This is a genomic window from Massilia sp. P1_C10, assembly GCF_056406475.1.
Genome location: NZ_JBFUAC010000001.1, coordinates 849,845 through 875,740 on the forward strand (window position 1 = coordinate 849,845; position 25,896 = coordinate 875,740).

26 protein-coding genes are annotated in these 25,896 nt (G+C 58.0%); 17 read left to right on the forward strand and 9 right to left on the reverse strand.

The window, feature by feature from the left end; translation table 11 throughout:
• Positions 1–14: 14 nt before the first annotated feature.
• The 3 genes from AC1D02_RS04025 to AC1D02_RS04035 are packed head-to-tail and all read left to right on the forward strand — an operon-like array spanning position 15 to position 2,403.
• The gene (locus tag AC1D02_RS04025) at positions 15–287 is read left to right on the forward strand and encodes a hypothetical protein (protein WP_477313910.1); all 273 of its coding nucleotides are present in this window, start codon (positions 15–17) and stop codon (positions 285–287) included.
• Positions 221–682, forward strand: a complete 462-nt coding sequence (locus tag AC1D02_RS04030) for a P-type ATPase actuator domain-containing protein (protein WP_477313912.1) — start codon at positions 221–223, stop codon at positions 680–682. Before AC1D02_RS04025 ends, AC1D02_RS04030 begins: the two co-directional genes overlap by 67 nt.
• A complete protein-coding gene (locus tag AC1D02_RS04035; RefSeq protein WP_477313914.1) occupies positions 679–2,403 on the forward strand; it encodes a cation-translocating P-type ATPase in 1,725 nt (574 codons plus the stop codon). The genes AC1D02_RS04030 and AC1D02_RS04035 overlap by 4 nt, the downstream gene beginning before the upstream one ends.
• Positions 2,404–2,410: 7 nt before the next feature.
• Here AC1D02_RS04035 and AC1D02_RS04040 read toward each other — a convergent pair whose 3' ends face one another.
• From AC1D02_RS04040 to AC1D02_RS04050, 3 genes are all read right to left on the reverse strand, one after another.
• Positions 2,411–2,767, reverse strand: coding sequence for a carboxymuconolactone decarboxylase family protein (locus tag AC1D02_RS04040; RefSeq protein WP_477313916.1), 357 nt, complete (start codon positions 2,765–2,767; stop codon positions 2,411–2,413).
• A complete protein-coding gene (locus tag AC1D02_RS04045; protein WP_477313918.1) occupies positions 2,764–2,979 on the reverse strand; it encodes a YgaP family membrane protein in 216 nt (71 codons plus the stop codon). Before AC1D02_RS04045 ends, AC1D02_RS04040 begins: the two co-directional genes overlap by 4 nt.
• A 193-nt stretch (positions 2,980–3,172) precedes the next feature.
• Positions 3,173–4,489: a sigma-54 interaction domain-containing protein gene (locus tag AC1D02_RS04050; RefSeq protein WP_477313920.1), complete on the reverse strand. Its 1,317-nt coding sequence runs from the start codon at positions 4,487–4,489 to the stop codon at positions 3,173–3,175.
• A 236-nt stretch (positions 4,490–4,725) separates the two neighbouring features.
• Here AC1D02_RS04050 and AC1D02_RS04055 point away from each other — a divergent pair, with 236 nt between their 5' ends.
• Together AC1D02_RS04055 and AC1D02_RS04060 are read left to right on the forward strand one after the other, a co-directional pair.
• Positions 4,726–5,607, forward strand: coding sequence for an MBL fold metallo-hydrolase (locus AC1D02_RS04055; RefSeq protein WP_477313922.1), 882 nt, complete (start codon positions 4,726–4,728; stop codon positions 5,605–5,607).
• Between the two features lie 31 nt (positions 5,608–5,638).
• Positions 5,639–7,309 (forward strand): bifunctional protein tyrosine phosphatase family protein/NAD(P)/FAD-dependent oxidoreductase, encoded by a 1,671-nt coding sequence (locus tag AC1D02_RS04060; RefSeq protein ID WP_477313924.1) that lies wholly within the window; start codon positions 5,639–5,641, stop codon positions 7,307–7,309.
• 78 nt (positions 7,310–7,387) lie between these two features.
• On the opposite strand, the gene AC1D02_RS04065 is transcribed toward AC1D02_RS04060, so the two are convergent.
• The 3 genes from AC1D02_RS04065 to AC1D02_RS04075 form a co-directional block, all read right to left on the reverse strand.
• Positions 7,388–7,687 carry a hypothetical protein gene (locus AC1D02_RS04065; protein WP_477313926.1) on the reverse strand — a complete coding sequence of 100 codons (300 nt, stop codon included), beginning with the start codon at positions 7,685–7,687 and terminating at the stop codon, positions 7,388–7,390.
• 137 nt (positions 7,688–7,824) lie between these two features.
• Positions 7,825–9,528, reverse strand: coding sequence for a ClcB-like voltage-gated chloride channel protein (locus AC1D02_RS04070; protein ID WP_477313928.1), 1,704 nt, complete (start codon positions 9,526–9,528; stop codon positions 7,825–7,827).
• A 123-nt stretch (positions 9,529–9,651) separates the two neighbouring features.
• Complete coding sequence (locus AC1D02_RS04075) at positions 9,652–10,158, reverse strand: aspartate carbamoyltransferase (protein ID WP_477313930.1); 507 nt, start codon at positions 10,156–10,158, stop codon at positions 9,652–9,654.
• Between the two features lie 268 nt (positions 10,159–10,426).
• Between AC1D02_RS04075 and AC1D02_RS04080 the strand changes: the two genes are divergently transcribed.
• From AC1D02_RS04080 to AC1D02_RS04135, 12 genes are all read left to right on the forward strand, one after another.
• Entirely contained in the window at positions 10,427–10,666 is a 240-nt protein-coding gene (locus AC1D02_RS04080) for a hypothetical protein (protein WP_477313932.1), read from the forward strand.
• Between the two features lie 392 nt (positions 10,667–11,058).
• The gene (locus AC1D02_RS04085; protein ID WP_477313934.1) at positions 11,059–11,487 is read left to right on the forward strand and encodes a nuclear transport factor 2-like protein; all 429 of its coding nucleotides are present in this window, start codon (positions 11,059–11,061) and stop codon (positions 11,485–11,487) included.
• A gap of 29 nt (positions 11,488–11,516) precedes the next feature.
• Positions 11,517–12,023 carry an RNA polymerase sigma factor gene (locus tag AC1D02_RS04090; protein ID WP_477314015.1) on the forward strand — a complete coding sequence of 169 codons (507 nt, stop codon included), beginning with the start codon at positions 11,517–11,519 and terminating at the stop codon, positions 12,021–12,023.
• Entirely contained in the window at positions 12,020–12,817 is a 798-nt protein-coding gene (locus AC1D02_RS04095; protein ID WP_477313936.1) for an anti-sigma factor family protein, read from the forward strand. The genes AC1D02_RS04090 and AC1D02_RS04095 overlap by 4 nt, the downstream gene beginning before the upstream one ends.
• Before the next feature lie 47 nt (positions 12,818–12,864).
• A complete protein-coding gene (locus AC1D02_RS04100; RefSeq protein ID WP_477314017.1) occupies positions 12,865–13,266 on the forward strand; it encodes a DUF305 domain-containing protein in 402 nt (133 codons plus the stop codon).
• Positions 13,267–13,269: 3 nt separating this feature from the next.
• Positions 13,270–14,664: a YncE family protein gene (locus tag AC1D02_RS04105; RefSeq protein WP_477313938.1), complete on the forward strand. Its 1,395-nt coding sequence runs from the start codon at positions 13,270–13,272 to the stop codon at positions 14,662–14,664.
• Positions 14,665–14,783: 119 nt separating this feature from the next.
• Positions 14,784–15,983, forward strand: a complete 1,200-nt coding sequence (gene sorA, locus AC1D02_RS04110) for a SorA family sulfite dehydrogenase catalytic subunit (RefSeq protein ID WP_477314019.1) — start codon at positions 14,784–14,786, stop codon at positions 15,981–15,983.
• A gap of 11 nt (positions 15,984–15,994) precedes the next feature.
• A complete protein-coding gene (gene sorB / locus AC1D02_RS04115; protein WP_477313940.1) occupies positions 15,995–16,633 on the forward strand; it encodes a SorB family sulfite dehydrogenase c-type cytochrome subunit in 639 nt (212 codons plus the stop codon).
• Between the two features lie 198 nt (positions 16,634–16,831).
• Positions 16,832–17,461 carry a hypothetical protein gene (locus AC1D02_RS04120; RefSeq protein ID WP_477313942.1) on the forward strand — a complete coding sequence of 210 codons (630 nt, stop codon included), beginning with the start codon at positions 16,832–16,834 and terminating at the stop codon, positions 17,459–17,461.
• Positions 17,462–17,619: 158 nt separating this feature from the next.
• Complete coding sequence (locus tag AC1D02_RS04125) at positions 17,620–18,438, forward strand: hypothetical protein (protein WP_477313944.1); 819 nt, start codon at positions 17,620–17,622, stop codon at positions 18,436–18,438.
• Positions 18,425–18,991: a type II toxin-antitoxin system VapC family toxin gene (locus tag AC1D02_RS04130; RefSeq protein ID WP_477313946.1), complete on the forward strand. Its 567-nt coding sequence runs from the start codon at positions 18,425–18,427 to the stop codon at positions 18,989–18,991. The genes AC1D02_RS04125 and AC1D02_RS04130 overlap by 14 nt, the downstream gene beginning before the upstream one ends.
• Before the next feature lie 266 nt (positions 18,992–19,257).
• Complete coding sequence (locus tag AC1D02_RS04135; RefSeq protein ID WP_477313948.1) at positions 19,258–19,518, forward strand: hypothetical protein; 261 nt, start codon at positions 19,258–19,260, stop codon at positions 19,516–19,518.
• A 1,449-nt stretch (positions 19,519–20,967) separates the two neighbouring features.
• Here the strand turns inward: AC1D02_RS04135 and AC1D02_RS04140 are convergent.
• The 3 genes from AC1D02_RS04140 to AC1D02_RS04150 all read right to left on the reverse strand — a co-directional run bounded on the left by AC1D02_RS04140 (position 20,968) and on the right by AC1D02_RS04150 (position 23,745).
• A complete protein-coding gene (locus AC1D02_RS04140) occupies positions 20,968–22,245 on the reverse strand; it encodes a tyrosine-type recombinase/integrase (protein ID WP_477313950.1) in 1,278 nt (425 codons plus the stop codon).
• Positions 22,246–22,411: 166 nt separating this feature from the next.
• The gene (locus tag AC1D02_RS04145; RefSeq protein WP_477313952.1) at positions 22,412–23,479 is read right to left on the reverse strand and encodes a tyrosine-type recombinase/integrase; all 1,068 of its coding nucleotides are present in this window, start codon (positions 23,477–23,479) and stop codon (positions 22,412–22,414) included.
• An 8-nt stretch (positions 23,480–23,487) separates the two neighbouring features.
• Positions 23,488–23,745, reverse strand: a complete 258-nt coding sequence (locus tag AC1D02_RS04150; protein WP_477313954.1) for a DUF4224 domain-containing protein — start codon at positions 23,743–23,745, stop codon at positions 23,488–23,490.
• Between the last annotated feature and the right edge of the window lie 2,151 nt (positions 23,746–25,896).

Genomic DNA, 25,896 nt, shown 5'->3' on the forward strand with positions numbered 1-25,896 from the left:
TGGTGGCGTGTGGCGTGATCTACCTGCTGCTTGGCGACCGCGGCGAGGCGCTGATGCTGCTCGGCTTCGTGTTTGTCGTCATGGGCATTACATTTGCCCAACAGCGTCGCGCCGAAAATGCGCTGGCAGCGCTGCGCGACCTATCCAGCCCGACCGCATTGGTGCTGCGGCATGGCGTGGTACGTACGATCGCCGCGCATGCCCTGGTACGCGGGACATCGTGCTCATTTCCGAGGGCAATCGGGTGCCCGCCGATATGTGCCTGCTCGAGTCGTCGAACCTGCTGATGGACGAATCGATGCTAACCGGCGAATCTGCCACGGTGCCAAAATTCGCCGGTGCGCCAGGCGTAGCGCCGATGCCGCCCGGAGCGGACGCGCGCTCGCATGTCTTCTCGGGCACTCTTGTCACCCAGGGGAACGCGCGCGGTCAGGTTGTCGCCACCGGGGTGTACAGCGCGCTTGGCCGGATCGGAGCATCGCTGGCCACCATCCGCACCGATCCCACACCGATTCAACAGGAAACGCGGCGGGTGGTGAAGAGCGTGGCGCTGGTTGGCCTCGCGCTGGCCGCCGGCCTTGCCTTGCTGTACTGGTATTTGCGCGGCGACTGGCTGCACGGCGTGCTCGCCTGCCTGACATTCGCGATGGCATCCTGCCCGAAGAACTGCCTGTGGTGTTGACCATATTTCTCGGTCTCGGCGCATGGCGGCTGGCGCGCGAGAATGTCCTTGCGCGGCGCATTCCAGCCATCGAGCTGCTTGGCGCCACCACATTGCTGTGCGTGGACAAGACCGGTACCCTGACTTTCAATCGCATGGCAGTGCGCGCAATCTGGACCGAAGCGGCGGCATACGATGTCGCCACCGCGGCATCGGCGCCATTCGAGGAAGCCTTGCACAGCGTGCTCGAGTTTGCCGTTCTGGCCAGCCATCGCCGCGCGTTCGATCCGATGGAGTCTGCCATCGGCGCCGCCGGCCAGCACCTGCTGGCAGACACCGAGCACCTGCACAGCGACTGGACCCTGCTGAGCGACTATCCGCTGTCGAAGGAAATGCTGGCCATGTCGCGCGTGTGGCAGTCGCCCGACCTGCGCGCCAAAATGATCGCCGCGAAGGGCGCGCCGGAATCGATCATCGACCTCTGCCACCTCGATGCCGGCCGTGGCGCGGCGATCGCGCAGCAAGTCGAGCGCACGGCAGGAGAGGGCCTACGCGTGCTCGGCGTCGCCCGTGCAGTGTTCGACGCGTCCATCCTGCCGAGCAACCAGCATGATTTCGATTTCGAGTTCCTCGGCCTGGTGGCGCTAGAAGATCCGGTGCGCCCGGATGTTCCCGCCGCGATCGCCGAATGCCGGACCGCGGGCATCCGGGTCGTCATGATCACGGGCGATCATCCGGCGACGGCGATCTCAATCGCGCGCCAGGCCGGACTGGCGTCCGGCGGCGCGGCGGTTACTGGCGCCGAACTGGCGGCCATGAGCGATGCGGAACTTGTGGCCCGCCTCGCCGATACCACAGTATTTTGCCGTGTCCAGCCGGCGCAGAAGCTGCGGCTGGTGCAGGCGTTCCGCGCGCGCGTCGACGTCGTGGCGATGAGCGGTGATGGGGTCAACGACGCGCCGGCGCTGAAGGCGGCCGATATCGGCGTTGCGATGGGCGCGCGCGGCACCGACGTGGCGCGCGAGTCCGCCGCACTGGTGCTGCTGAACGATGATTTCGCCTCGCTGGTAACGGCAGTGCGCCATGGCCGCCGGGTATTCGCCAACCTGCGCAAGGCAATCGTGTTCGTCGTGGCGGCGCATGTGCCGATCGTCGGCCTGTCGGTCCTTCCGGTCCTGCTCGGGTGCCCGATGCTGCTGATGCCGGTTCACATCCTGTTCCTGCAACTGATTATCGACCCGGCATGCTCGGTGATTTTCGAGGTTGAACCGCTCGAAGCGGACGCCATGAGCGCGCCGCCGCGGCGGCCCGAAGCGCGCCTGTTCGGCCGCGAGGTGCTGGTGCGCGGCCTACGGCAAGGCGGCGGCCTGTTGCTGGCGCTGGTCGGGGTAAATGTGATGGCCCGAACGTTGGGTGAGTCGGACGACGCTGCCCGCGCGACGACGTTTTGCGCGCTGGTGCTGTCCAATCTCGGCCTCATCTACGTCAACCGCTCCTGGTCGACATCGACCTGGCGCCGGCCGGACAGAAAAAACCCGACATTTCCGTTCATCGCCGCAGGGGCGATCGTGCTGCTTTTTGTGGTGCTTGCCATTCCGCTACTCCGATCGCTTTTCGTCTTTGCCATTCCCAGCGCGAAGCTGGTAGCGATCGGACTTGGCGGCACTTTGCTCAGCCTGCTTTGGTTCGAGGCCGCCAAACGCTATGCCAACCGGCAGGGTTCAGCCGCCCGTCCCGATTGACAACGCCTCAGGGCGCCGCGGAGAACTCCTCGAAGGCGGCCAGCGCGTTGGCCGAATACATTGCCGAGGGCCCGCCGCCCATGTAGATTGCCATCCCGAGCGCCTCTTCGAGTTCGGCTTTGGTAGTGCCGAGCCGCACCAGCGCCTGGACATGAAAGCCGATGCACGCATCGCAATGCGCTGCCACGCCCAAGGCCAGGGCAATCAGCTCTTTGGTCTTCCTGTCGAGGGCGCCGTCACGCGACGCCGCGCGCGCCAGGTCGCCAAATCCTTTCATCACCTCGGGAAGGTCATTGCGCAGCGTGCCGAGTTGCTTCGATACCGATGCCGTCAACTCGCCGTAACTGGTTGGTGCGGTGCTCATTTGCTTGTCCTCACGGTGTTTATTGGTTTCGTTCGACAGGTCCGGAACCCGAACGGCAGATAGGCCGGGCAAAAGCGAAACATGCCGGTGGCCAGCGGAATCACGCCGATCCAGCCCCATGCGCCGATCACGCCGAACAGGGTCGCCCCGATCAACGCCAGCCCTGCCAGAATGCGAACTGCGCGATCAGTAGTGCCTATATTTGCCTGCATGGCTTTTCTCCTTCAGTGGTATGCGAATGGTCGTACCACGGTTGATTGCACGTTTCATGCCAACAGCGTGGCGCGCGCATTTAACCATTGATAACAATCCCTTAGCTGAACGCCGATGGTATGGGGGCTGCCACGTCACGGCCAGGCGCTGCCAGTTTGGCAGCGCCTGGCAGTACGCTGCCACGCGGTCGGGCTAGGCCAAGCCTTGGGCTTTCAAGCGCCGGTACAACGTGCGCTCGCTGATGCCGAGGTGGGTGGCCAGTTCGCTGCGGGTACCGTCGAACGTAGCGAGTACCGCCGCCAGGGAGTTGGTAGCAACAGAGGGACGCGCAGCGGGAGCTTCCGGCGGCGCGCCGGGCAAGTGCTCGGTCCGGATCACGCCGTCGTCGGCAAACAATCTGGCGCGTTCGAGCACGTTGCGCAGCTCACGCACATTGCCCGGCCACGAGCGCCGCTGCAATTGCAGCAGGGCACCTGGCTCGATGGTGAGCTTGCGCTTGCCGGCGCCGGCGCGCTGAAGAAACGAATTGACCAGCAGCGCAATGTCTTCGCCGCGTTCCCGCAGCGGCGGCAACGGTATCGGAAAGGCACTGATGCGGTAATACAGGTCTTGTCGAAATTCGCCGCTGGCCATCATTTTTTCCAGCGGCTTGTGGGTTGCGGCAACCAGCCGAAAATTGGCATGCAAGGTTTCGACGCCGCCGACACGCCGGTACGTGCCCGATTCGATCAGCCGCAGCAGCTTGACCTGCATTGCCAGCGGCACGTCGCCGATCTCGTCTAGAAAGAGAGTGCCGCCCTGCGCAGTCTCGACCAGGCCGGGCTTCCTTGTGGTGGCGCCGGTAAACGCGCCTTTCTCATGGCCGAACAGTTCGCTTTCGAACAGCGTCTCGGTCAGGCCCGAGCAATCGACGACGACGAACGGGCCGCCCGCGCGTTCGCTCGTTTCGTGCACCGCGCGCGCAAACAGTTCCTTGCCGGTGCCTGATTCGCCCAGCAACAGCACCGGCAATGTCGACGGCGCCACCCGCTGCAACGCCGCCAGCGCCAGGTTGAAGGCCGGCGAGCGGCCCACCAGGCCCTCGTCGCTGGGCCGCGCCGATGCGCTGCGCACCACGGACAGGCGCTCCACGTAGGCCGTGATAGCGCCATGCTCGTCGAGAATCGGGCGCAACTCGACTTCCACGTGCTCGGGGCCACGCGGCGTATGGTGGATGTGCAAAACGCGGTCCGGCCCGCGCAGTTCCTGTGCCTTCTTCATCGGGCAGTGTTCGCCCGCCTGGTCGCAGGGTACATCGTAATGATGTGAAATGCGGTAGCACTTGTGGCCGAGAAACGGTTGGTCGACGCCGCCGAACTGGCGCTGGTAGGCGGTGTTGGCCGCCAGGATGTTGTAGTCAGGGTCGAGCACGATCATCGGGTGCGACTCGTGCTCGAGAAACGACACCAGCGACTGCACCTGCGCGGACGGGGCCGGGGTATCGGCGGGGTAGGGTGGCTGGCTGGTCATGGTGTGCTCCGGAGGATGCATGCATGTTGGCGCATCACTGCCATGACTGTCAAGCCGGACTGCCACATGGCAGTGTGGGGCGCCGCGCGGGGAGCGCCAAGTGAACGCAATACCCGCCGATTAGCCATTCGAATCAATGGCTTATATCCGTCCGACCATCAATTCGGCGGGTTGGCACGGGCTTTGCTGAGAGGAGGAGAGAGGCGTTATCTCGCCAGCGCCGACAGGAGACTCGCATGAGCAACGCACCACTTCTCGTCGAAGGCTTCTTCGATCCCGCCACTAATACTGTCAGCTATTTGGTGCTTGACCCAGGCAGCCGCCGTTGCGCTCTGGTCGACAGCGTGCTGGATTACGATCCAAAATCGGGTCGCACTTCGACTCATACTGCCGACAAGTTGATTGCCCGCGTTGCCGAACTTGGCGCGCAGGTCGAGTGGATCCTCGAGACCCACGTCCATGCCGATCACCTGACGGCGGCGCCGTACCTGAAGGAGCAGGTGGGCGGAAAAATCGGAATCGGCGCCAATATTACGGTCGTCCAGCAGGTCTTCGGCACCCTGTTCAATGCCGGCAGCGACATGGCGCGCGACGGCAGCCAATTCGATCACCTGTTCGCGAACGACGAGCAGTTCAGCATTGGCAGACTGCAATGTTGCGCACTCCACACGCCTGGCCATACGCCAGCCTGCATGACCTACGCGGTCAGCAACAGCCATCAGCGAGCCGCGTTCGTCGGCGACACCCTGTTCATGCCGGACTACGGCACGGCGCGTTGCGATTTCCCAGGCGGCGATGCGCGCACGCTGTTCCGTTCGATTAACAAGGTGCTGAGTTTGCCGGAAGACACGGTGCTGTACATGTGCCACGACTACCAACCCGGTGGCCGCGAGGTGCAATTCGTCAGTACCGTTGCCGACGAGCGTGCCCAGAATGTGCACGTTCGCAACGGCATCAGTGAAGAGGAATTCGTCGCCATGCGCACCAGGCGCGACGCGACGCTGGAGATGCCGACGCTGCTGCTGCCATCGGTCCAGGTCAACATGCGCGCCGGACATCTTCCGGAACCGGAAGCGAACGGCATCCGCTACCTGAAAATTCCGCTCAACGCGCTGTGAGCGACGCCAAAAAAATGTTACGGAGACTGTCATGAAAATTCAACACCTCGCGCCCGGATTGTCGGTATCGGAACAAATCCTGCCCGGGCAACTGGCTGAACTGAAAGCGGCGGGATATCGCGCCATCATTTGCAACCGTCCCGATGGCGAAGGCAACGACCAGCCCTTGTTTGCCGAGATCGAAAGCGCCGCCCGGGCGGCCGGCATTGATGCCCATTACCTCCCGGCAGAATCCGGGAAGGTCACCGATGAGCAAGGGGGCACTTTCGGCCAGTTGCTCGCCACGCTGCCCAAACCGGTGCTGGCGTATTGCCGCACCGGGATGCGTTCGACGACGATGTGGGCCCTGTCGCAAGCGGGGCAACAGCCGTTGCCGCAGATCGTCGACGCTGCCAGGAAAGCCGGCTTCGACATGAAGGGGGTGGTGCGGCGCATTGCCAACCATGGCCGAACGCCGGTCGACGTGGTCGAAGTCACGCATACGGTGGTCATCATCGGCGGCGGTGCGGCCGGCATCGCGACAGCGTCCAGCCTGCTGGCGCGCGATCCGGGACTCGATATCGCCATCGTCGACCCTGCCGATGTCCACTACTACCAGCCCGGATGGACGCTGGTCGGCTGCGGCGTATTCGACGCCGCCGAGACCGCCCGTACCATGGCATCGACGATTCCCCGCGGCGTCCACTGGATCAAGGCCGCGGTCGCCGCATTTGAACCGGACAGCAACGCCGTCATCCTCGATGGCTGCAGGGTCGTCAAGTACCAGCAGTTGGTGGTGTGCCCGGGCCTGAAGCTCGATTGGCACGCGATCGAGGGACTGTCCGAGACGCTCGGGCGCAACGGCGTGACCTCGAATTACCTGTACCACTTGGCCCCCTACACTTGGGAGCTGGTGCGGAACCTGCGCAGCGGCCACGCCATTTTCACGCAGCCGCCAATGCCGATCAAATGTGCCGGTGCGCCGCAAAAGGCAATGTACCTGTCGGCCGATCACTGGAAGCGCGGCGGCGCGCTCGACCGGATCCAAATCGAGTTCTGCAGTGCGGGCGCCGTGCTGTTTGGCGTAGCTGCCTACGTGCCGGCGCTGATGGAGTACATCAATGCGTACAGCATCGACCTCAATTTCGGCTACACCCTGACGGGCGTCGATGGACCCGCCCGGATCGCGACGTTTTCGCGCCTCAATCCGGATGGCAGCAAAGACACGGTCACGCGCAAGTTCGACATGCTGCACGTGGTGCCGCCCCAGGTTGCGCCCGATTTCATTCGCGTCAGTCCGTTAGCCGACGCCGCCGGTTGGGTCGATGTCGATCCTGCCACCTTGCGCCACAAGGTGTGGAGCAATATCCACGGCCTTGGCGATGCCACCAATACCAGCAACGCCAAGACTGCCGCCGCTGCCCGTAAGCAGGCCCCTGTGGTTGCACACAATGTGCTCGCGGCGATGGGCAAGGCCAAGGGCAGCGCCCAATACGATGGTTACGGCTCCTGTCCGCTGACCGTCGAACGTGGCAAGATTGTGCTCGCCGAGTTCACTTACGGAGGCAAAGTCACCCCCAGTTTTCCGGCATGGCTCATCGACGGCACCCGGCCGTCGCGACTTGCCTGGCTGCTCAAGGAGCGCATCCTGCCGCCGCTGTACTGGAAAGGCATGCTCAAGGGGCGAGAATGGATGGCAAGACCGGAGTTGGCCGACTCGTGAGATCGGCAGCAGGCGGTACCTGCGGCAAGCGCGCTTTGCCGCAGGTACCGCCGGCTGCGGCCATGCGGCAAAACAGGCTCAGATCAATTCAAACGCCAACAGCAATGCACAGACCGTCATACCCAGCAATCCGATCATGAACGACAGGTCAGCATATCTTTCGAACCGTGCGAACGTTCCATTGCGCATCGAAAAATAAGAGAACGCCGCGCTAGCCAGGAAGGTCAGGCTATCGATTGCCAGCAGCTGGTCGATCCACGTTCCCGCCGCTCCCATGTGGAGCAACTTGACGATCGAGATGACGGTCATGCAGACCTCGATCATTGTCGCGGAGGTGGGAAGAATGTGATGTGCGACGTTTTCCTGTTTGGGATCCATGGATATGCTCTTGTTGCCGTCACTGCGGCCGGATGGGAACTCATGTCGAATGAATGCGATTCATCCGATTTGGTCGAGACCGAGCCAGCATAGAAGAACAACGTTAGCCCAGACTTAAGGCGTTCGCTGCGTCGGAGTCAGCCTGTTATCTGTCTGAACATCAACATCAGGTCAGTCTTGGTGAGATAGCCTGACAGCCGGCCGTCCTGGTCGAGCACGGGCATGCGTTCGCCGGGATGGCCGGCGAACGTTTCCATGACCTGCCAAAGCGGCGCGGTGGCGCGCACGCTGGGGTAATCGCTGCGCAGCAATTGGGTCGGCCAGGGTTGGCCAGGGTCGGATGTCGCGCTGAACGCGGGCGCGAAGTCGTGCAGGGACACCGCCCCCAGGAAAACGGCGGCATCGTCGACCACATACACATGCTGCCATCGCCTTCGCCGGAACACCTGGTCCAGTGCTTGCAGCGATTGCCCCAACTCGATGACAGGCGGGTCCGCGCGCAGCAGGTCCGAGGCCATCGCCAGCACCGGCGCGTGTCGCACAAGGTCGTGCGCCGAGGAGTAGATGGAGCGCTCGCGCAGCAGGCGAGATACCGAGTAGCCCAGCACGCAGGCAGCCATCAGCGGGACCACGATGCTATAGCTTTCCGTCATTTCGAACAGCATCAGGATCGACATCAGTGGCGCGTGCGTGCAGGCCGCAAGGAAGGCGCCCATGCCGACGGCGACGGCGGCCGGTATCGGCACCAAGCCGGGCCAGCATGCCTGCATGACGGCGCCGAACAGTGCGCCGACAACAGCGCCGGTAAACAGCGTCGGCGTAAAGATGCCGCCGACTGCGCCCGAACCGACGGTGGCGGCGACGGCGAGAAGTTTGAGCAGCAGGATCAGCACCAGCGCTTGCCAGATCCAGTCGCCCTGCAACACGGCATTGACGACGCTGTAGCCATTGCCCCAGACGCCGGGATGGAACACCGAAATAGTGCCAGCAAGGGCGCCGCCTGCCGCCAGCTTTTGCCACAACGATCCATGCCAGCGTGCGAACAGCGCGCGGCTGCCGTCGAGCAGCGCCAGGTAGGCGGGCGCCAGCAGCCCGGCGATCAGCCCGAGCGTGGCCAGTACCAGCGTGGGGGCGCCGTGCCCCAGCACAATCGTCGGCATATGGTAGACGGGCGCGTAATCGGTCCATTCGCCCACCACGATGTTGGCGGCGACAGCCGCCACGATCAGGGGGCCGAGGCTTTCGATCGCCAGTGAGCGCAAGACGATTTCAGCGACGAACATCGCCCCTGCGATCGGCGCGTTGTAGGCGGTCGCAATGCCGGCAGCCGCGCCGCAGGCGACGTACAGGCGGCGCCTGGGCACCGGCACCTGCTGCCAGCGGCCGATCAGCGAGCCGCACAGCGCGGCCAGTTGCACCATCGGACCTTCGCGGCCGATGGCGCCGCCACTAGCCACAGTCGCGGCGGAGGACAATGCGCGCAGGATGGATGCGCGCGCGCCCAAGTCGCCGGTGCCCAGCGCCACCGCCTCCATGTAGTCGCCGCCCTTGTCATGTTCAGGCTGGCGCCTGGCCCATGCCAGCAGCACGCCAGCCACCAGTCCGCCGGTAGCGGGCACGAGAATGCGTTGCCACCAGGTCAGGCTACGGGCGATGAGCACCAGGCTGCCACTGGTGCTACCGTAGACCCAGCGTTCGGTCAGCAGGATCAGCTCGCGAAAACCGATGGTGCTCATTCCACCGAGCATGCCGATCATCGCTGCCACCGCCAGCATGCGCTGCCAGGCGAGCGGGCGCAGCCGCTCTGCCAGGCGCTGTCGCCACCCCGCCCAGCCGATCATCGGACCGTCCGTCGAAGCAACGCCGCTTCCACCAGCCGGCACTCGGCGCTGAAGATATACCGGTCGAGGCCAACACTGCCGCCAATCACACCGGCTGTCCTGCGGAGCGAGGACCTGCTGTCATCATTTCTCTTTCCCGCTACTATGCTGGTGATGGCCAACCATGGCATCGGCGCCATGGTCAGCGACCTGGGCATCGAACCATTTGTGCAAGGCGGCGACCATGGCGCTAGACGAAGTGTGATATTCCAGTTCCGCTCCACCGTCAACGTCTCGGTAGTTGACGGTGATCTGGCCGGGCTTTGCCGCACGAAGCTCGTTCAGGCCAGGCATGTTGGCGCCGTGAATGTGCGAAGGACCTTCGAAGTCGCCTTTGAGAAACTGCTGCCTGATCAATTGCAGATGCGTTCTCACTGAGCTGATTTGTGCGGTATCCGCGGCATTTTTGACCACGACACGTTGGACTCCACCGTCGGCAGTCTTGGAAAAAACATGGGTCGTGGCCTTCAGGCTAAACGGCATGATGTCCTTGCCGCGCTTGGCGACCTCAGCTTGCTGCTGAGTGGCTGCAGCGATGGCCGAGAACGGCATCGCCAACGCGATTGCGATGCAGATGGTTCCTTTTTTCATGAGAAGCTGTTCCTGTGGATCAAATTTCTAATCTGCTCGGCGAAGTGTCCCGCCGCGAAGGGCAGCCTTGAATTAACCGGCTGACGTTGGTAAAAAAATATATCGCTATTACCAATAAAAGGCGCAACGAAAGATGCGGCTTCAGCGGTTTAGCGACATATCTTGGCCTGATTGCCATGATACCCCTGAGCAGCGCGCAATAACAAAATTACGAAATTACTGTGGCAGTATCGAACTGATCGATTTCCCGACAATAGCGCAGACCAGTATGGCGAAGAGCTCGTTGATATTGACGGCCGAGGCGTTGCGGCGCCGTTCCTCGCTGACTCAGGCAGGCGCGCTCGGTGTCGCCAGCGCTTTCGGCAACCCGGTGTTGAGCGCGCTGGCGGCAGAGGCAGACCACGTCACTCCGCCGTTTGAAAATGGTAAACGCGCGCTGGTCGCGTACCCAAAACGACCGCTGATCCTGCATACCGCCCATCCGCCACGCGGCTCGGCGCCCCCGTGATTTCGAAGACCTCGCGCTTACTTCGCGCGTGGCTCTCCGAAATTCCCATCTACCGGGTGCGCGGCTCTTCCGCTGATTGGGGCGCTGCGAGCGGAATCGCGGCGAAAATTTCTGAATGAAATTTCGCGCTTCGGCGCATCACAGCATCAGTGGCCCAGTTTCTCCGGAGCGGCACCTTTTCTAAGCGCTACAAAAGCTGGAGCAGTTGATAAAGGCGTTCCCGGCTTCACCTCGAGGTAGTTGCGATGTGGAGTCGGGTACCGCCGGAAGGGCGGCCACTGTCGACTGCAGAAAACTTTATTTAAAGAATAGGGAATAAAGTGCCATCAGATCCGTTCACCTCAATAACAACGCCACTTCTTCCATTCGCAGCAGCTAACCAGGACATTCTCATGAAACAGGTCACTTTCGCCGCAATGCTCACGTTCGCCTCCATCGGCTGCGCGTTCGCCAGCCCGGTAAGCGATGCCGCACAGATTCACTTCACAGCCATCGGCGGCGGCGACACGTCGATCATCATGCGTGGTTATGGAGAAAATCCGCATCTGACTTGGGTCGGCGGTCCACTCGACGGCGTGTACGCAGGTGATGGCGCCATCCGCGCCACGTGGGAAAAGTTCGGAAAGGCAGTCGGGCCGGCGCGCGTGACTGTGCTCGCATTGGAAGAATCGGCGAACCCGAAGGGCGCAACGATCGTTGCAAAAGTGCAGTTCGATGGAAAAGCGCAAGTGAAAGTACGCTACGTGCTGACATATCGCGACGGTAAGCTAATGAATGAAACCTGGCAGATCGATCCGAAACTAGCGGCCACGGGCTCCTGATACTCCCGACACGCGCTTAAATGACCGCCATGCCGGAGCCCCGCGATCAACTGCTGGCCTGTATTCCCCGCCTGCGCCGCTACGCGCGCGCGCTGGTGGGCGACCGTGCCGGCGCTGACGATCTCGTGCAGGACACCATCGAACGCGGATGGTCCAGATTGGCGGGGTGGAAGGGCGGTAGCGACATGCGGGCGTGGTTGTTCAGCATCATGCACAACCTGCGTATCGATCAGGTACGGCGTCCCTCGCTGCCGACTGAATCGCTGAACGAGGAGGCGTCGATGCTGATGAGCCACGGTAGCCCGTCGATCGGACTTGAACTACGTGACATGGAAACGGCCTTGCGCACATTGCCGGACGAACAGCGCGAGATCCTGCTGCTGGTCGCGCTGGAAGAATTGAGCTACGACGAAGTGGCGCAAACACTCAACATCCCCATCGGGACCGTCATGTCGCGCCTGTCGCGCGCCCGCGAAAAAATCCGCGCGAACATGGAAGGCCGGCCCTACGTGGCGGCATTGAAGGTAATCAAATGACCAGCCTGCCCATTACTGAAGCTGATCTGCACGCATATGTCGACGACAAGCTGCCGATCGCGCGCCGTGCGGAAATCGAGACCTATCTGGCGCAACGCCCGGATGAGGCGGAGCGACTGCGCGCGTATTCGGATCAGAACCTCGAGCTGCGCGCGCTGTTCAATCCTGTACTCGACGAACCGGTGCCGAGCCGTTTGACAGCGCCGAACAAGCGCGAATGGCAATGGCAGCGGCTGGTGGCCGGTTGTGCGATCGCGCTGGCGAGCGGCAGCGCCGGGTGGTGGTTGCACGGCGCCGGCGCCGGTGACGTCCAGCTGGTTCAAAGCGATGCCGCCACGGCCAGGCCGGCGCTGTACGCCTCCAGCCTGGCGCACCAGGCCGCCGTCGCCCACGTGGTCTACAGTCCTGAAGTGATGCGTCCGGTCGAAATTGGCGCCGACCAGGAAGAACAGCTGGTGGCATGGCTGTCGAAACGCCTGGGCAGCACAATTCGGCCGCCGCGGCTGGGCAAGCTCGGCTACGAACTGATCGGCGGTCGCCTGCTTCCTGGCGCCCAAGGCGCGGTAGCCCAGTTCATGTATCACGATTCGGCCGGGCAGCGCCTGACCGTGTACGTGTCGACCGATCAGTCGCATAACAAGGACACGGGATTTCGCTTCGCCCAGGAGGGCCCGGTGAACGTGTTTTATTGGATCGACGGCAAATTCGGCTACGCCTTGTCGGCCGGCATCAACAAAGGCGAACTGGCACGCGTTGCCACCGCCGTGTACGAGCAACTGGAGAAGCCATCTTGAATAGCATCAGCGTCGCCGCGCGCGTTCGTACCATCGCATCATTCGTCATGGCCTGCACCATCGCAAGCGGCGCTGTCGGGCAGGAAATGCATCACCAGCATGGCGCGATGGCGGCCGACAAGGCGCCAGTGTTTGTCGCCAGCACTGCCAAGCCGTTTGCCGCGCTGATGGACGATGCGATGGCAGTCATGGACGACGGCATGAAGCGCGCGCCAATGAACGGCGTTTCGGAACACGATTTTGTCACGATGATGATTCCGCACCACCAGGGCGCGGTCGACATGGCGAAGGCGCTGCTGCTCTACACCAAGGATCCGGAATTGCGCAACGTCGCGCAGGGCATCATCACCGAGCAGCAAAACGAAATCAAAGTCATGCAGGCATGGCTTCAGCGGTACCAGGCGGCCCAGGCCAAACCCGCTCCCACTTCGATCACCAAGAAAGAATAAATCATGCACATCCGTAAATTCGTTTTCACGCTGACCGTGGGCAGTCTGCTCACTGCCTCTGCGTTTGCCGCACCTGGCGCGCAAGACCGCGTCTACACCGCGGACCAGAATACCAATACCGTTTCGGTGATCAACCCGGCGACCAATATGCTGCTCGGCCAGATCAAGCTGGGCAACCATCGCCCGGACGTGCTTTCGCCGCTCTACAAGGGCGAGATCAATGTTCACGGCCTGGGCTTTTCGCCCGACCACAAGACGCTGATCGCCATTTCAAACGGCTCCAACTCGGTGGCTTTCATCGATACGGCCACCAATAAGGTCAAGGGCATCACCTATATCGGTCGCTCGCCGCATGAGGGGTTTTTTACCGCCGACGGACGCGAAGTCTGGGCGGTGGTGCGCGGAGAGGATTACATCTCGGTGATCGACCCGGTCACCTTCAAGGAGAAAAAGCGGATCGAGACGACCGCCGGCCCCGGCATGGTGCAGTTCCTGGCGAACGGCAAACTGGCGTTCGTCGTGTCCAGCTTCAATCCGGTGGTCGATGTCATCGACATGAAGTCGCACAAGGTCATCAAGCACATCAAGGTCGTTAGTCCGTTCTCACCGTTCCTGCAGTTCACCCCTGACTTCAAGGAAATGTGGATGACGCACAAGGATGCGGGCAAAGTGACGCGCATCGATACGGCCAGCCTGGAAGTGAAGGGCGTTTTCGATACGGGTTTCATTACCAATCACCTGGCGTTCGCGAAAACCGCTGCCGGCACCCGTGCGTACGTGACGATCGGCGGCGAGAATGTCGTCAAGGTCTACACCACCGACGCCATGCCGACGCTGGTTGCGACGATCCCGACCGGCGCGTTGCCGCACGGCATCTGGACCTCCGACGACGGCACCCGGGTGTATGTGGGACTGGAAAACGGCGACGCGGTCGATGTCATCGACAGCGCCACCAACAAGGTGATTGCGCGCGCACCGGTCGGCCAGGCACCGCAGGCACTGGTGTACGTGTCGAACGCCGTGCCGCACGGCGACGGCATGACCAACCTGGTCCCGCGCGCCAACAGCGAGCCAATCAACATTGCGCTCAAACCCGCTGCCGGCGAGGCCAAGGGATTCGTTGTGGCCCGTAACCTGGGCGTGGTGGACGCGCTGGAAGTGTCGCTGTTCAAGCTCAAGCCGCAGACCGCATACAGCGTGTACGTCACCGGCCAGACCGCCCCTGTGGCCAGTTTCAAAACCAATCCGATGGGCATGGCCAATGGTACCGCGATCGGGCCGATGCGCGCCGTGAGCAACAGCCTGAGCGCCAGCGCCGCGACGGCGAGCCGGATCCTGGTGATGGAGGGCGATGTGGCCGCCGATCCACAAAAAGCCGTCTTGAGCAGCGTGCAGTAGACAATTTACGACTTTGCTGTGGCACTATCGAACTGCCGGATTTCACAACAATAACGGAGACCCGTATGGCGAAGATCGCGTTGGTGTTAACGGCGGAGGCGTTGCGGCGCCGTTCCTTTATGAGGCAGGCCGGCACGCTCGGCGCCGCCGGCGTGTTCGGCAGTCCGGTTTTGAGCGCGCTCGCGAAGGAAACCGGCTACGTCACGCTGCCGTTTGAAAATGGCGAGCGCGAACTGGTCGCATATCCTCAAAAGCGTCCGCTGATCCTGCTGACCGCCCGTCCACCGCAGCTGGAGACTCCGTTCAGTGTGTTCAACGAGTCGGTGATTACGCCGAACGATGCGTTTTTCGTGCGCTATCACTGGAGCGGCATTCCCACCTCGATCGATGTGCAATCGTACCGCCTTCGCGTCGGCGGCAATGTCAATACGCCGCTGGAGCTCTCGCTGGCCGATCTCAAGCAGATGGCCGACGCCACGGAGCTGCTGGCCGTCAACCAGTGCTCGGGAAACAGCCGCGGGCACCTGTCGCCGCGCGCCAACGGCGGCCAGCTATCGAACGGCGCCATGGGCAATGCGCGCTGGACCGGCATCCCGCTACGCAAGGTGCTGGAAAAGGCGGGCGTGAAGGCCGGCTCGGTGCAGGTCTCGTTCAACGGGCTTGACACGCCGCCCGTCGGTGACGGACCCGATTTCATCAAGGCGCTCAATATCGATCATGCGCTCGACGGCGAGGTCATGCTGGCCTGGCAAATGAATGGCGTCGACCTGCCGATGTTGAATGGCTATCCGCTGCGCCTGGTCGTACCCGGCTACTACGGCACCTACTGGGTCAAGCATCTCTCCGACATCACCGTGACCGACAAGGTGTTCGATGGATTCTGGATGAGCGCGGCATATCGCATCCCCGACAACCAGTGCGCCTGTACCGAACCGGGCAAGGCGCCGACCAAGACCATTCCGATCAATCGACTCAACGTTCGTTCCTTCGTGACCAGCCTGACCGACGGCATGCACGTCAGGGCAGGGCGCCAGATCGTGGTGCGCGGCATCGCGTTCGACGGCGGCTATGGCGTGAATGAAGTCGCATTTTCATCTGACGGCGGAAAGAACTGGCAGGCTGCACAACTGGGCAAGGACCTGGGCCGGTACTCGTTCCGCGAGTGGAGCGCGGCGTTTACGCCGAAACAGAAAGGCAACCACGAACTACTCGTACGGGCGGTCAACCGGATCGGTCAGGGCCAACCTGCGAGCGCCCTGTGGAACCCCGCAGGCTACATGCGCAACGTGGTCGAATCAACGCGCATCGTCGCGGTTTAAGGGGAACAAAATTGAGACATCCACTGATTCGTTCCCTGTGCACCGCCGGCCTGTTGGCGGCTGCTCCAGCTTTCGGCGTCGACATTCAGCTTCCGCCTGAAACTGCCGTCTTCAAACCCAGCGAGTTGCCGGGATACGCACTGGCGCAGCGCAACTGCATGACGTGTCACTCGGTTCACTACGTCCAGTCTCAGCCGACGACGTCGCCGCGCAGCTACTGGGAAGCCACGGTGAAAAAGATGAAGAAGCCGTTCGGCGCGCAATTTCCTGATGCGGAAATCCCGGACATGGTTGATTATTTGGTCAAGACCTACGGTGCGGAACGCAGTAACGCAATGCCAACTGCGAAAGCGGCGGTAAAGCCAGCCGCCGTCGCACGGTTGGGCGGTGCCACCGCAGCAATCGATACGAAAGCGCTACTTGCCGCCAATGCCTGCATGGGATGCCACTCGATCGACAAGAAAATCGTCGGGCCGGCATTCAGGGAAGTGGTGGCCAAGTACAAGGGCAAGGCAGATGCGGAGTCATTGGTAGCGCACAATATCCAGTCAGGCGGCGCCGGCAAATGGGGACCTGTCCCGATGCCAGCATTCGCCCAACTGAGCGACGCAGAGGCGACGGCTTTGTCGCATTACGTCCTGGCGCAATGAATTTGATGCGACGTTGCCAACGTCTGCGCGCTCGGGGCCACGTTGTTGAAATAGCTCATCGATTCGCACCTGTCCCCACGCAGTCGTGTCGCTCTTATAAATCTATTCGCATATATTGCAGCGGAACGTTCACTACAAATAATTTTTACTTCGCATTCGTCCGAAACGGTTACGACTCTTAATCCGAACGAGGTAATTTTGATTGATCGTACGATGGGTGCATCTTTGACAATCTCGCCGCTAAAGCGGCGGGCTTTGCGGCGCCTTGGATTAATCGCTATTCCAAGAATCCTTGTGGTTTGTGAGGATGTGGATGGAAAAGAGGCCCTTCTATGTCTCCTTTCAAAATGGGCGATGGAATTTAGCGATATCGTTGATGTGCAGGTGATGCTGGGCGGTGCGAGCGAATTGGTTCGCTTACAGCGACTGTTTCCTACTGATTCGCGTGTTTGCCGGCTGCAGGTCGTACTCGACGGAGATAAGCGTGGTCTATACGGCGCGACTCCAGGATTATTATTTTTATCTGGCGAACTTGATCCGGTCGCGAGTGCGAGATCTGTTGTGAGGAATGACGCGAATTTTTTCGCGGCACAGCTTGGAGTGACGGCGATAGAGGCCGTTCTGGCGATCATGGCAACGGACTACTTAGACCATCATGACTTTTGTTCCGGTTTTTCGGAGCAACTTCGTCTGCAAGGCATCGATACAAAACGAGTACGACTCTCCCTCTTCAGAGCATGGGCAGAAGATGAAGCTCAGCTCGCTTCGGGGAAAGTGCTGGTGGATGCTCTTCTATCGTTAGCCTCAGTAGAGATCTACGCGCATTGAGATCGTGCTCACCATCGGACGCGAATTATCGCATGTGGCAGGCGGCCTCGTTCTGAAAGGTCGGCGGCAGTTCGACTGCAAATGTTTGCGTTGGTCGCAGCCGCATGGTACTGTTAGTTTTCAATTTCATACGACTTTCTCATCATTTCGAATTACATATGAAGTCTACTAGCGCCAGCAATCAGCCAACGCTAACGCTCCATATGGAGGGGCTAGCGGAGGATAGTGGCGACCTGAAACTTGGTGTGTTTATCGATAAGCTCAAGCTGCTGAAGTCGGCCCTTCGTGAAGCTGACCGAATCCTTCATGGTGCCGACGTCCAATCTATCGATCTGTTGGTCGCTGATTTGACGCACAACAGCCCGGCGGCCGTAACTCTTAGGGCTGCCCCAGTTGTCCCCGCTAAAAGTGTGAACGAGGTTTTTCAGTATTTTGCGCGCACTGTTGGCGATCTCTCTTCTAGAGGTCGGGGCTTAGGTAACACCAGCGTTTACCTCCTTGAGAAGATATTGGAACTGTGCAACGGTTACGGGGATAATTTCAGCAGGATGTGGCTATCGGATGGTACCAATACGTTGGCAGGATTCGATTCCATAACGCGCGAGAGCGTGGTCGCTGCGTTGGGGAGGACAATTTACTCTATTGGTTCGGTCAAAGGGAGTGTCGAGCGTTACAACGGTCACGGCGACAGGAAGTACTTTTACGTCTACCCTCTTCTGGGCGGAAGGGTGAAGTGCTTGTTTGATGATGAGTTGCGACGGGACGCGGCCGCAGCAGTAGAGCATACTGTTGTCGTGCATGGCCGCCTCTTCTACCATGAAGGACAGTTTTTCCCGTATCAGATCCAAGTTGATAACATCGAAGTAACAGGGGAGGCGAGTGCGAAGCTTGCAAGTTTGATCGGCTCCGTTCCTGACGCGACTGGTGATCAGTCATCTGTTGACTTTATTAAAGACAATCGCAATGAGTGGCATTGATATCGAATACTGGGACACCTGTGTCTTTCTCGCTTTGTTAAAGCGGGAGGAGCATCGGCCCGGGGAGTTGCAGTACCTGGAAGAGCAGGCTCTGCGGTTCGATATGGGGGTTCTCGCGCTGGTGACTTCGTCCATTACGCTAGCCGAGGTACTTCAAAGTAAGCAGACGCCGGAGCAATGGAATCGAGTGAGTAAGATTTTTGCGCGTGCGAATTTTCAGTTCGTTGACGCGAACCATCGGGTGTGCGAACTTGCGTCCGAGATTCGCGACTATTACCTTCGGAATCCCATTCAGACTGATTCGGGTAAAGATTTGCGCCTGATGACTCCAGATGCGATCCATATTGCGTCTGCCATTGTTGCTAACACGTCGGCGAAGCAATCGATCAAACTTCTAACTTTCGATGACAGGGATAAGCCGGGGAAAAACGATATAGCGCTGACCCGCCTTAACGGATCGGTTGCTGGACGATACACTCTCGAAATTGGGAGGCCGCAGGTATCACGTCAACAGGCCGCCCTTGAGTTCGTTGGCGGGCGTGAAGGTCCCTAATTGCGCGCCGGGGCGATCATGTTGAATCGTTGGCAGTCGCTCTTAATGCGGGATATCGTAACGCGCGAAACCATTGAACTCTTCAGCAAACGCAACTTTGCTTTCATTCGCGGCGGTTCGCTTTTTGCTTCCCGCGCTCGTTGTGAACTTCCTCCGCACTATTGTACCCTTTCTCCTCCGCGCGCTCTGGCTCATCCTTGGAAATTCGCTTTCAGCTTTTTTGGGGACCGCACCTGACCGGATGAGCGGCAACCAGCATCTCGATCATGGAAGAGCAGCCTCCTCTCATTGCGCTCGGCAACTTCCTCCTTCAGCAGCGCCTCCGAGAAGTCGCTGTCAACGCCCTGTATGAGGACGGAAGGGGCGATACCCTCTTCGCTGGCGCCGAAAGCGGTGGCGAGTGCGACATTTACTCGCTGATCGGAACGGCCAAGCTGAACGGGGCCCACACCGAAGCCTTGTTGTGCTACGTGCGGACGCTGATCTCCGACCGCCCTGTCAACCGCATTGACAAGTCACTGCCCTAGAATTGCCCGAAGTAGATCAAGCCTGCTTGAACAACACGTCGCTTCCGTGCGACGTGATGGCCCACACCGAAGCCTTGTTGTGCTACGTGCGGACGCTGATCTCCGACCGCCCTGTCAACCGCATTGACAAGTCACTGCCCTAGAATTGCCCGAAGTAGATCAAGCCTGCTTGAACAACACGTCGCTTCCGTGCGACGTGATGCCATCATCAATTAAATCGGCACGCTGCTCAAGACGGTGGTGGCGCGACGCTAACAGAGAGGCGACATATAGACGAAGTAAGGCTCCTTGAGTAGACTTATCTATGCATATTTCTGATAAGCTTAAGCATGAAGCTACTCAGCAGGTTACCGAAGCAATCCACCGACCCAGACCTATGAGCCACCCAGTTCCCCCCATTTTTCTGCACGAATGGGAGCCTATCGACACCCTCACCGACCCCGCAGGCTACCGATATGCGATCTGGTGGGAACTTGATGAGCTAGCTAAGCGGCACATCTTACGCACTCGGGAGCGAGTTTTTAAGAGTCTTGTGGCAGTCCGGGTGTCATATGCAGAGTACGCTGGCCGCACCTTGGGGCCCATTTTCGGAGAAGCTCAGTGGGCCACAATCATCAACTCATTGCCGCCTCTAGACGACCTTGAGCAAGACCTGATAGATGACTTAATGACGCCCTGGGTCGACTCAGCTATGGATATTTACGACAAATTCGCTGCCCAGGTGTCCCAACAAGAGAGCTTTGAGCTGCCATATGATCTCGATGTTCACACTGGGGCCCCTTCAAGACTCTAGCATTGTCGGTAAATCGACAGGATCTTCATTTACATTGTGTTGATACAACTTCTGCATTTCAAGATAGAGCGCCGGCTCACTAGGCTTAAATAGACACAGCAGTGCGTCCGCCTCGGAAGCCGTGACAGCGAATAGGATCCAAGCCGCAGCTTTAGCTAGCTCATCGTGGCTCATATTAGCTCGCCCCGGCTGATCATAGTGATACTCAGCGGGGGCATCGATACCAGGACTCCACGCCACAGGATGCGAAGGGTCGCGTATGCATATCCAGCTCGAGGGCGCGTTGTCGTCAAAATGGACTTGAAAGTTCGTAGCCTTTAGCAGATGCGCCCCATCTTTTATCGCCCGTTCTCGATTCCACTGATCGCTTACAATGTGCTCGAAGTTGTTGTGCCTTGTAGCCATTTTATAGCCTTCCCACTGAAATAACGGGTGAACAGGTGCAAATTATACGTCATAACTCGGGTGAGCACCGAGTAGACCGATGGGTGTGATTTTATTAGCAATCCTTGTACTGGAAATGAGCGAATCAATTTTGCCAATTGGTGCAGCCGCTGGCTGCCCGCTGCAAATCGAAAGGCCCGATAATGCGCCGTCAAGTCTATGCAAATCATCGGATGAGCGATTATCGGTGGGCGAAAGTTGACATTAAGCGATCACGTCGCTGAATGTGGATAAAGGAAGTTTGCCCATTCCTGCATCAGCCGGCTTCGATCGGCGTACATACTCGCACTTCGATATGCGCCCTCAGTTTTTTTACCCAGTGCGTGGCCTAGCGCCATTTCGCAAACGTCCAGTGAAGTTCCCTTCGTCGACGTGCACCAAAGTGAAAAAGTATTTCTAAACCCATCTGGTACCGCGTCAATTCTTAAGCGTCGTATTGCCGAAAGAATCGTCATATTAGACATTGTCGTCCCTTTCACAGGAAAAATTAGGTCTTGGCCTTGACCTTTTGGAAGCGAATTCAATAATAGAATTGCCTGATCACTAAGCGGGATGCGGAAGGGACGTTTACTCTGTCTGTTATGATCGATCGGTATGTTCCACGATTTTTCAGAAAAATCGATTTCTGACCATGTCGCCTGTCGAGCCTGTCCAGTTTTGCAGGCAGTTAAGATCGAGAACTCTAAACACTTTGCTCCAACGCCTTTCGCAGTTTGAAGTGTATTCATGAACTGCGGTATCTGATCGACGGGAAGTGTGGCTTGCTCCCTGAGCGCCTGGATTTTTTTTGGAGAAGATAGGTATTGGTCAAGATTTTTTCGCCAGCGAGCTGGATTTTCGTGCGCACGCAAACCTTTCGCTGCGGCCCAATCCAGCACTGACTCAATGCGGCCCCGCACCCGTTTCATAGTTTCCGTCTTTGTCTCCCACATCGGAATAAGCACTTGTAAGATTTGTTCTGTTGTAATTTCGTCGACTGATATATCTCCAATCATGCCAAACGCGTACGTCGTCAACGTGCTGCGCCATTGCTGCGTATGTTTGGAATTATTCCACCCGGACTCGTTATCTGCGATGTAATTATTTGCGCATGATCTAAAGCTCGCTTTCGTAACTTCATGATCCCCGCGTTTTTCTAGCAGCGGCGCTACGGCGACCTTATTCGCTCGATTTTCTCCAGTGTGTATGCAGGTGTCACAACGCAGAAGTTTCCGTGGAGCCGTTTGCTTTGTCAGTTGGATACTGCCCGCTGCTATTTGATCGCGCTTCTGTTGTGCTTTTCGGTGCGCGAGTGTTAGATCGACACCAGGATATGCCCCTAGCCCGATTTCACATCGCTTACCTCCCACTCTTACACGTAAGATCCAAGATCTCATTCCGGTCTTGGTGACTTGGAGCAATAGTCCAGCGACTTTTCCGACGGCGTGATAGCCAGGGTTTCTAAAATTATTGATTTCCAACGGTGATAATTCTTTGGCGATCCTTGGCACACTCTCCTCCAATCTACAACACGCTCTATTGAATTGTTTTTCGTCGTTTGACTAATATTCAGGTTCGGAATCGATAAGCGTTCCCGCGAAACTTTGTCGGCGAAGTTGGTTTCGAAAGTTGGTGGACAGTTACGGCCGAGATGCTAATTAGCACGCAATATTACAGTCATCGTGTAGGCTTGACAATCTCACCTACCCGACGATACACGCGCTTAGTTATGTCTTCTAAACTATGTCCCATTAACCGACTAGCCTCCAAAATATCTTTTATCTCACTTGCGGATTTTGCGCGAATATCGCGGAATTGAAACTCTTTGATCTTTTCAGCGAGGTTTAGGTTTCCGATCATATTAGCTTGGGCGGCTGCTTCCGAACGCGCACGATTAAAACGTCGGCGTAGCATGCTATCACTCAAAGGTGCGCCTTTTGGTGTGGATAATAGAGTGAAGCTATTTTTTTGCGTGCTTTGCAAACGCAAGCGATCGATTAGATTGCCAAAGTCATATTTTTTTCCTGAGGCGCTGTCCAGTAGAATTCTTAGATATTTTTCGCCATTGCTCTTGCCTTGCCTGACCTCCACCGTACCATCGATGATATCGCTTGTTTTCATTTTTCGAACATCGCCAGGCCGCTGCGCGCTGAGTAAGGCGAGGTCCATGGCATCTCGTAACTCTAAACATGCACATTGATATACGGCGTCCCAAACATACCTGTCTGCGTAGAAGGTGCGCGGCTTCTCCTTGTTTTTTGATACGCCGGTACATGGATTAGGTCTATTCAGATATCCCCATTCCTTCGCCCGGTTTATAATGCTGGAAAGCAAGGAAATCTCGCGATTCGCTCTGACCGGTGCTTTTCGTGCATCCCGATAGCGCGCGATGTGGCTGGATTCTATATGAGAAATTGGCGCGTCGTTAAATGCGATTCTAAGATTTTTAATCGAATCAGAATAGTCTTTCTGCGTGCTAATCGCTTTTTTTGGAAGTATTTCAACTATATATCTGTCAAAGATATACTTCATGAGGCCAGTTTCAACTGGCGCAGCAGTTGACTCTAGCGCAGCCCATTTTCGCTTGGCTTCATTTAGATCATTGCCAAGCGGGACTTCCCTTCTTTTTCCATTTTCGTCGCGACCATTATAATAGTACCCAATCCAAACTTTCCCGCTCTTCATCTGTTTTTTACGTCGAAGCATGCGAGGTGGCAGGTCTCTGCCACTTTTTTTTGTCCGCATGATATTTCCTATCGTAATTTTGAGAAATCAGGATTCCATAGACTATGGGTTACAAGATTATGGGACGTAATACCTGCTAGGCGTAGTCTTGCGTACATTCGACCGATGATCGGATGCCCGGCGTTGTTTACATGAAAAATCCAGCCGTTTCGGCTGAGCCAATCCGCCTGGTCACTCTTACGTTGAAAACCCGTAATTTCGGATACCTCATTTATACAGAGTGTCTCGGAAAAAAGTGGTTGATCAATATCGATATTCATATTCATCCTTCGAAAATTTTTTTACATAAGAGCAATATACTTTTTATTGCCATATTACTTACGACCGATCACGAAAGTATTTTTTTGTCTTTTATCATCCGCATAACACTGTTTATGAAGAAGATGAATGGTTCAGGCATTTCTCGTTTTCAATTGTTCGAATGGTAATAATAAAAAACATCTCTTGCTTTGATCTACATCAATGTCAGTGTTTGAGTTAGCTTTTATTTTTTTTCTACCTATGTTAGGCAACCAAACGACGATCTATCGACAATCAAAAGGCAATGTATCGACAATCGTTGGGTTTTCGTTTGGAAGCAACTGTAGTTTTTTTGTTATTTGGATCGTTCTGACCTTGGGCGCTCAAGTATTTCGGGCCGCTTGGTGTATATCGGTTAGCCGCGTCTCTGTCGATGGTTCGCTGGCGACGGACGCCTCTCAGCGGTTTATCTTTCAAGGTTGTGATCGATGGTGTTGTCGAGTCGACTGCGTGCCCTTGCAATTCCTCTATGGAAGCTACTGGGCGAGGAAGGTGTGGCATTCACGCCGTCACACTGTCTGTCTTTTAGACCTAAGGGACTAATTCTTTTGCGCCTAAATTCGACGTAATTAGGTAAGTTCGTAGAAAACTTAATGTTTTTTTTGAATATGTAGGCAAACATTGATCTGCAACTAGTTGGCCTGCGGAATTATTACGCATAATCTGCTTCTTGATAACGAAAAAGAAGGTGAATGAAATGGCTTTAAAGTGCACATACGGAAGGGTGCTTCGCGACAAAGCAGCGCTCGATAAGGACTTGGATGCAATTTTTGTATTGGATTTTCTCTCAGCGCGAGACACGCCGTTGCGTGATTTGCGGATGCGGCAGATGCTGGCCAAGATAGGAGTAAGAAAATGGTATGAACTGAAGTTGGAGAAGCCTCAGTTGGGTCTCCACGACTATTACTTGGCTCTATACTATGCAGTAAAGAACTGTGAGCCTATGCTTTCCCCGCACCCAGGCCTTTCCCAAGGTAGTCGTCCAAAGCCGTACCTCAGACTAATAATTTGTTCGGATCTTTAAGCAATTGGCTGAGGTAACTTATTGACCCATAACTGCTGGTCTGATGCATACCAAGGCGTATTAATGTATTTGGCGACGAGTCTTTCTTCGCCGCGAGATTCTTGTGTCCAGTGCGACAGAGCTTTAGTGTGATGATGGCGCTCCTTGGCTGCCGGGCTTCGCGCCTCGTGTGCTGAGATAGGCGAATCGGTCAAGTGGCGAAACGGGCGCACCGATCCTTTCAGCGGCCGCATTTTTGTCGGTCGTGGCCGAGGCTGCGGCCTTATCTGATCGTCGGTGGACGCCTTACGGCCTGTGCCTGTTGCGTAGCGTCTCCAGCGTGCTTAACGACGGCCGCAAGTGGAAGCATCTTCCTTCTCACGCCAAAAATTTGGGAGACTTTTATTATGTCGGCATGCGCCAGTCGTCGCTCGTCGGTAATCGGGGTTAAGATTTACCGAGAGCGCATCTCACACGAAGTTACCGCAGGCTCTGCCACACTGTTCTGACTAACAATATCTTTTGGGGCGACTTGCCTGGTAGTGTCAAATATACGCTCGGTGCAAGGACTAGACAGCAGGGGAGGACTGTTCGAGCAGCTGGCAGCACCCCATCGACAACAGTCCACTCAACCGCGCTCAGTCGACGCCTCAACCGACGCTTTAACCGACCCCTCAACCGCTTCCTCAACGGCCTCCTCAACGGCCTCCTCAATCTACGGCTGGGCCGACTTCTCAGCAGCCCCTCAGCTGGCCCTTCAACTGACCCCTAAACCAACGCCTCACCGACGCCTCAACCGGCCCCTCACCGACCCTCAAGCGACCCCTCAACCGCCCCTCAGCCAGCACCTCAACCTTTGCCTTAGCAGCACTTGGCTCCGGAGGGGGGCACGTACGAGCGCAAGGTGAGCAACTGATCTGCTGATCAATACGGTGCTGAACAGACGCTTACTCAACCTACGTCTTAGCCAACTCCTCAGCTGCCCCCTCAACCGACCCCTCAACCGACCCCTCAACCGACCCCTCAACCGACCTCTCAACCGACCCCTCAACCGACCCCTCAACCGACCCCTCAACCGACCCCTCAACCGACCCCTCAACCGACCCCTCAACCG

What these genes read in the sequence shown, in the direction of transcription:
- AC1D02_RS04040 (WP_477313916.1), bottom strand. Translation starts at nt 2,767, where the DNA reads ATGAGCACCGCACCAACCAGTTACGGCGAGTTGACGGCATCGGTATCG.
- AC1D02_RS04045 (WP_477313918.1), bottom strand. Translation starts at nt 2,979, where the DNA reads ATGCAGGCAAATATAGGCACTACTGATCGCGCAGTTCGCATTCTGGCA.
- AC1D02_RS04050 (WP_477313920.1), bottom strand. Translation starts at nt 4,489, where the DNA reads ATGACCAGCCAGCCACCCTACCCCGCCGATACCCCGGCCCCGTCCGCG.
- AC1D02_RS04055 (WP_477313922.1), top strand. Translation starts at nt 4,726, where the DNA reads ATGAGCAACGCACCACTTCTCGTCGAAGGCTTCTTCGATCCCGCCACT.
- AC1D02_RS04060 (WP_477313924.1), top strand. Translation starts at nt 5,639, where the DNA reads ATGAAAATTCAACACCTCGCGCCCGGATTGTCGGTATCGGAACAAATC.
- AC1D02_RS04065 (WP_477313926.1), bottom strand. Translation starts at nt 7,687, where the DNA reads ATGGATCCCAAACAGGAAAACGTCGCACATCACATTCTTCCCACCTCC.
- AC1D02_RS04070 (WP_477313928.1), bottom strand. Translation starts at nt 9,528, where the DNA reads ATGATCGGCTGGGCGGGGTGGCGACAGCGCCTGGCAGAGCGGCTGCGC.
- AC1D02_RS04075 (WP_477313930.1), bottom strand. Translation starts at nt 10,158, where the DNA reads ATGAAAAAAGGAACCATCTGCATCGCAATCGCGTTGGCGATGCCGTTC.
- AC1D02_RS04080 (WP_477313932.1), top strand. Translation starts at nt 10,427, where the DNA reads ATGGCGAAGAGCTCGTTGATATTGACGGCCGAGGCGTTGCGGCGCCGT.
- AC1D02_RS04085 (WP_477313934.1), top strand. Translation starts at nt 11,059, where the DNA reads ATGAAACAGGTCACTTTCGCCGCAATGCTCACGTTCGCCTCCATCGGC.
- AC1D02_RS04090 (WP_477314015.1), top strand. Translation starts at nt 11,517, where the DNA reads ATGCCGGAGCCCCGCGATCAACTGCTGGCCTGTATTCCCCGCCTGCGC.
- AC1D02_RS04095 (WP_477313936.1), top strand. Translation starts at nt 12,020, where the DNA reads ATGACCAGCCTGCCCATTACTGAAGCTGATCTGCACGCATATGTCGAC.
- AC1D02_RS04100 (WP_477314017.1), top strand. Translation starts at nt 12,865, where the DNA reads ATGGCCTGCACCATCGCAAGCGGCGCTGTCGGGCAGGAAATGCATCAC.
- AC1D02_RS04105 (WP_477313938.1), top strand. Translation starts at nt 13,270, where the DNA reads ATGCACATCCGTAAATTCGTTTTCACGCTGACCGTGGGCAGTCTGCTC.
- sorA (WP_477314019.1), top strand. Translation starts at nt 14,784, where the DNA reads ATGAGGCAGGCCGGCACGCTCGGCGCCGCCGGCGTGTTCGGCAGTCCG.
- AC1D02_RS04125 (WP_477313944.1), top strand. Translation starts at nt 17,620, where the DNA reads ATGAAGTCTACTAGCGCCAGCAATCAGCCAACGCTAACGCTCCATATG.
- AC1D02_RS04130 (WP_477313946.1), top strand. Translation starts at nt 18,425, where the DNA reads ATGAGTGGCATTGATATCGAATACTGGGACACCTGTGTCTTTCTCGCT.
- AC1D02_RS04135 (WP_477313948.1), top strand. Translation starts at nt 19,258, where the DNA reads ATGGAAGAGCAGCCTCCTCTCATTGCGCTCGGCAACTTCCTCCTTCAG.
- AC1D02_RS04145 (WP_477313952.1), bottom strand. Translation starts at nt 23,479, where the DNA reads ATGCGGACAAAAAAAAGTGGCAGAGACCTGCCACCTCGCATGCTTCGA.
- AC1D02_RS04150 (WP_477313954.1), bottom strand. Translation starts at nt 23,745, where the DNA reads ATGAATATGAATATCGATATTGATCAACCACTTTTTTCCGAGACACTC.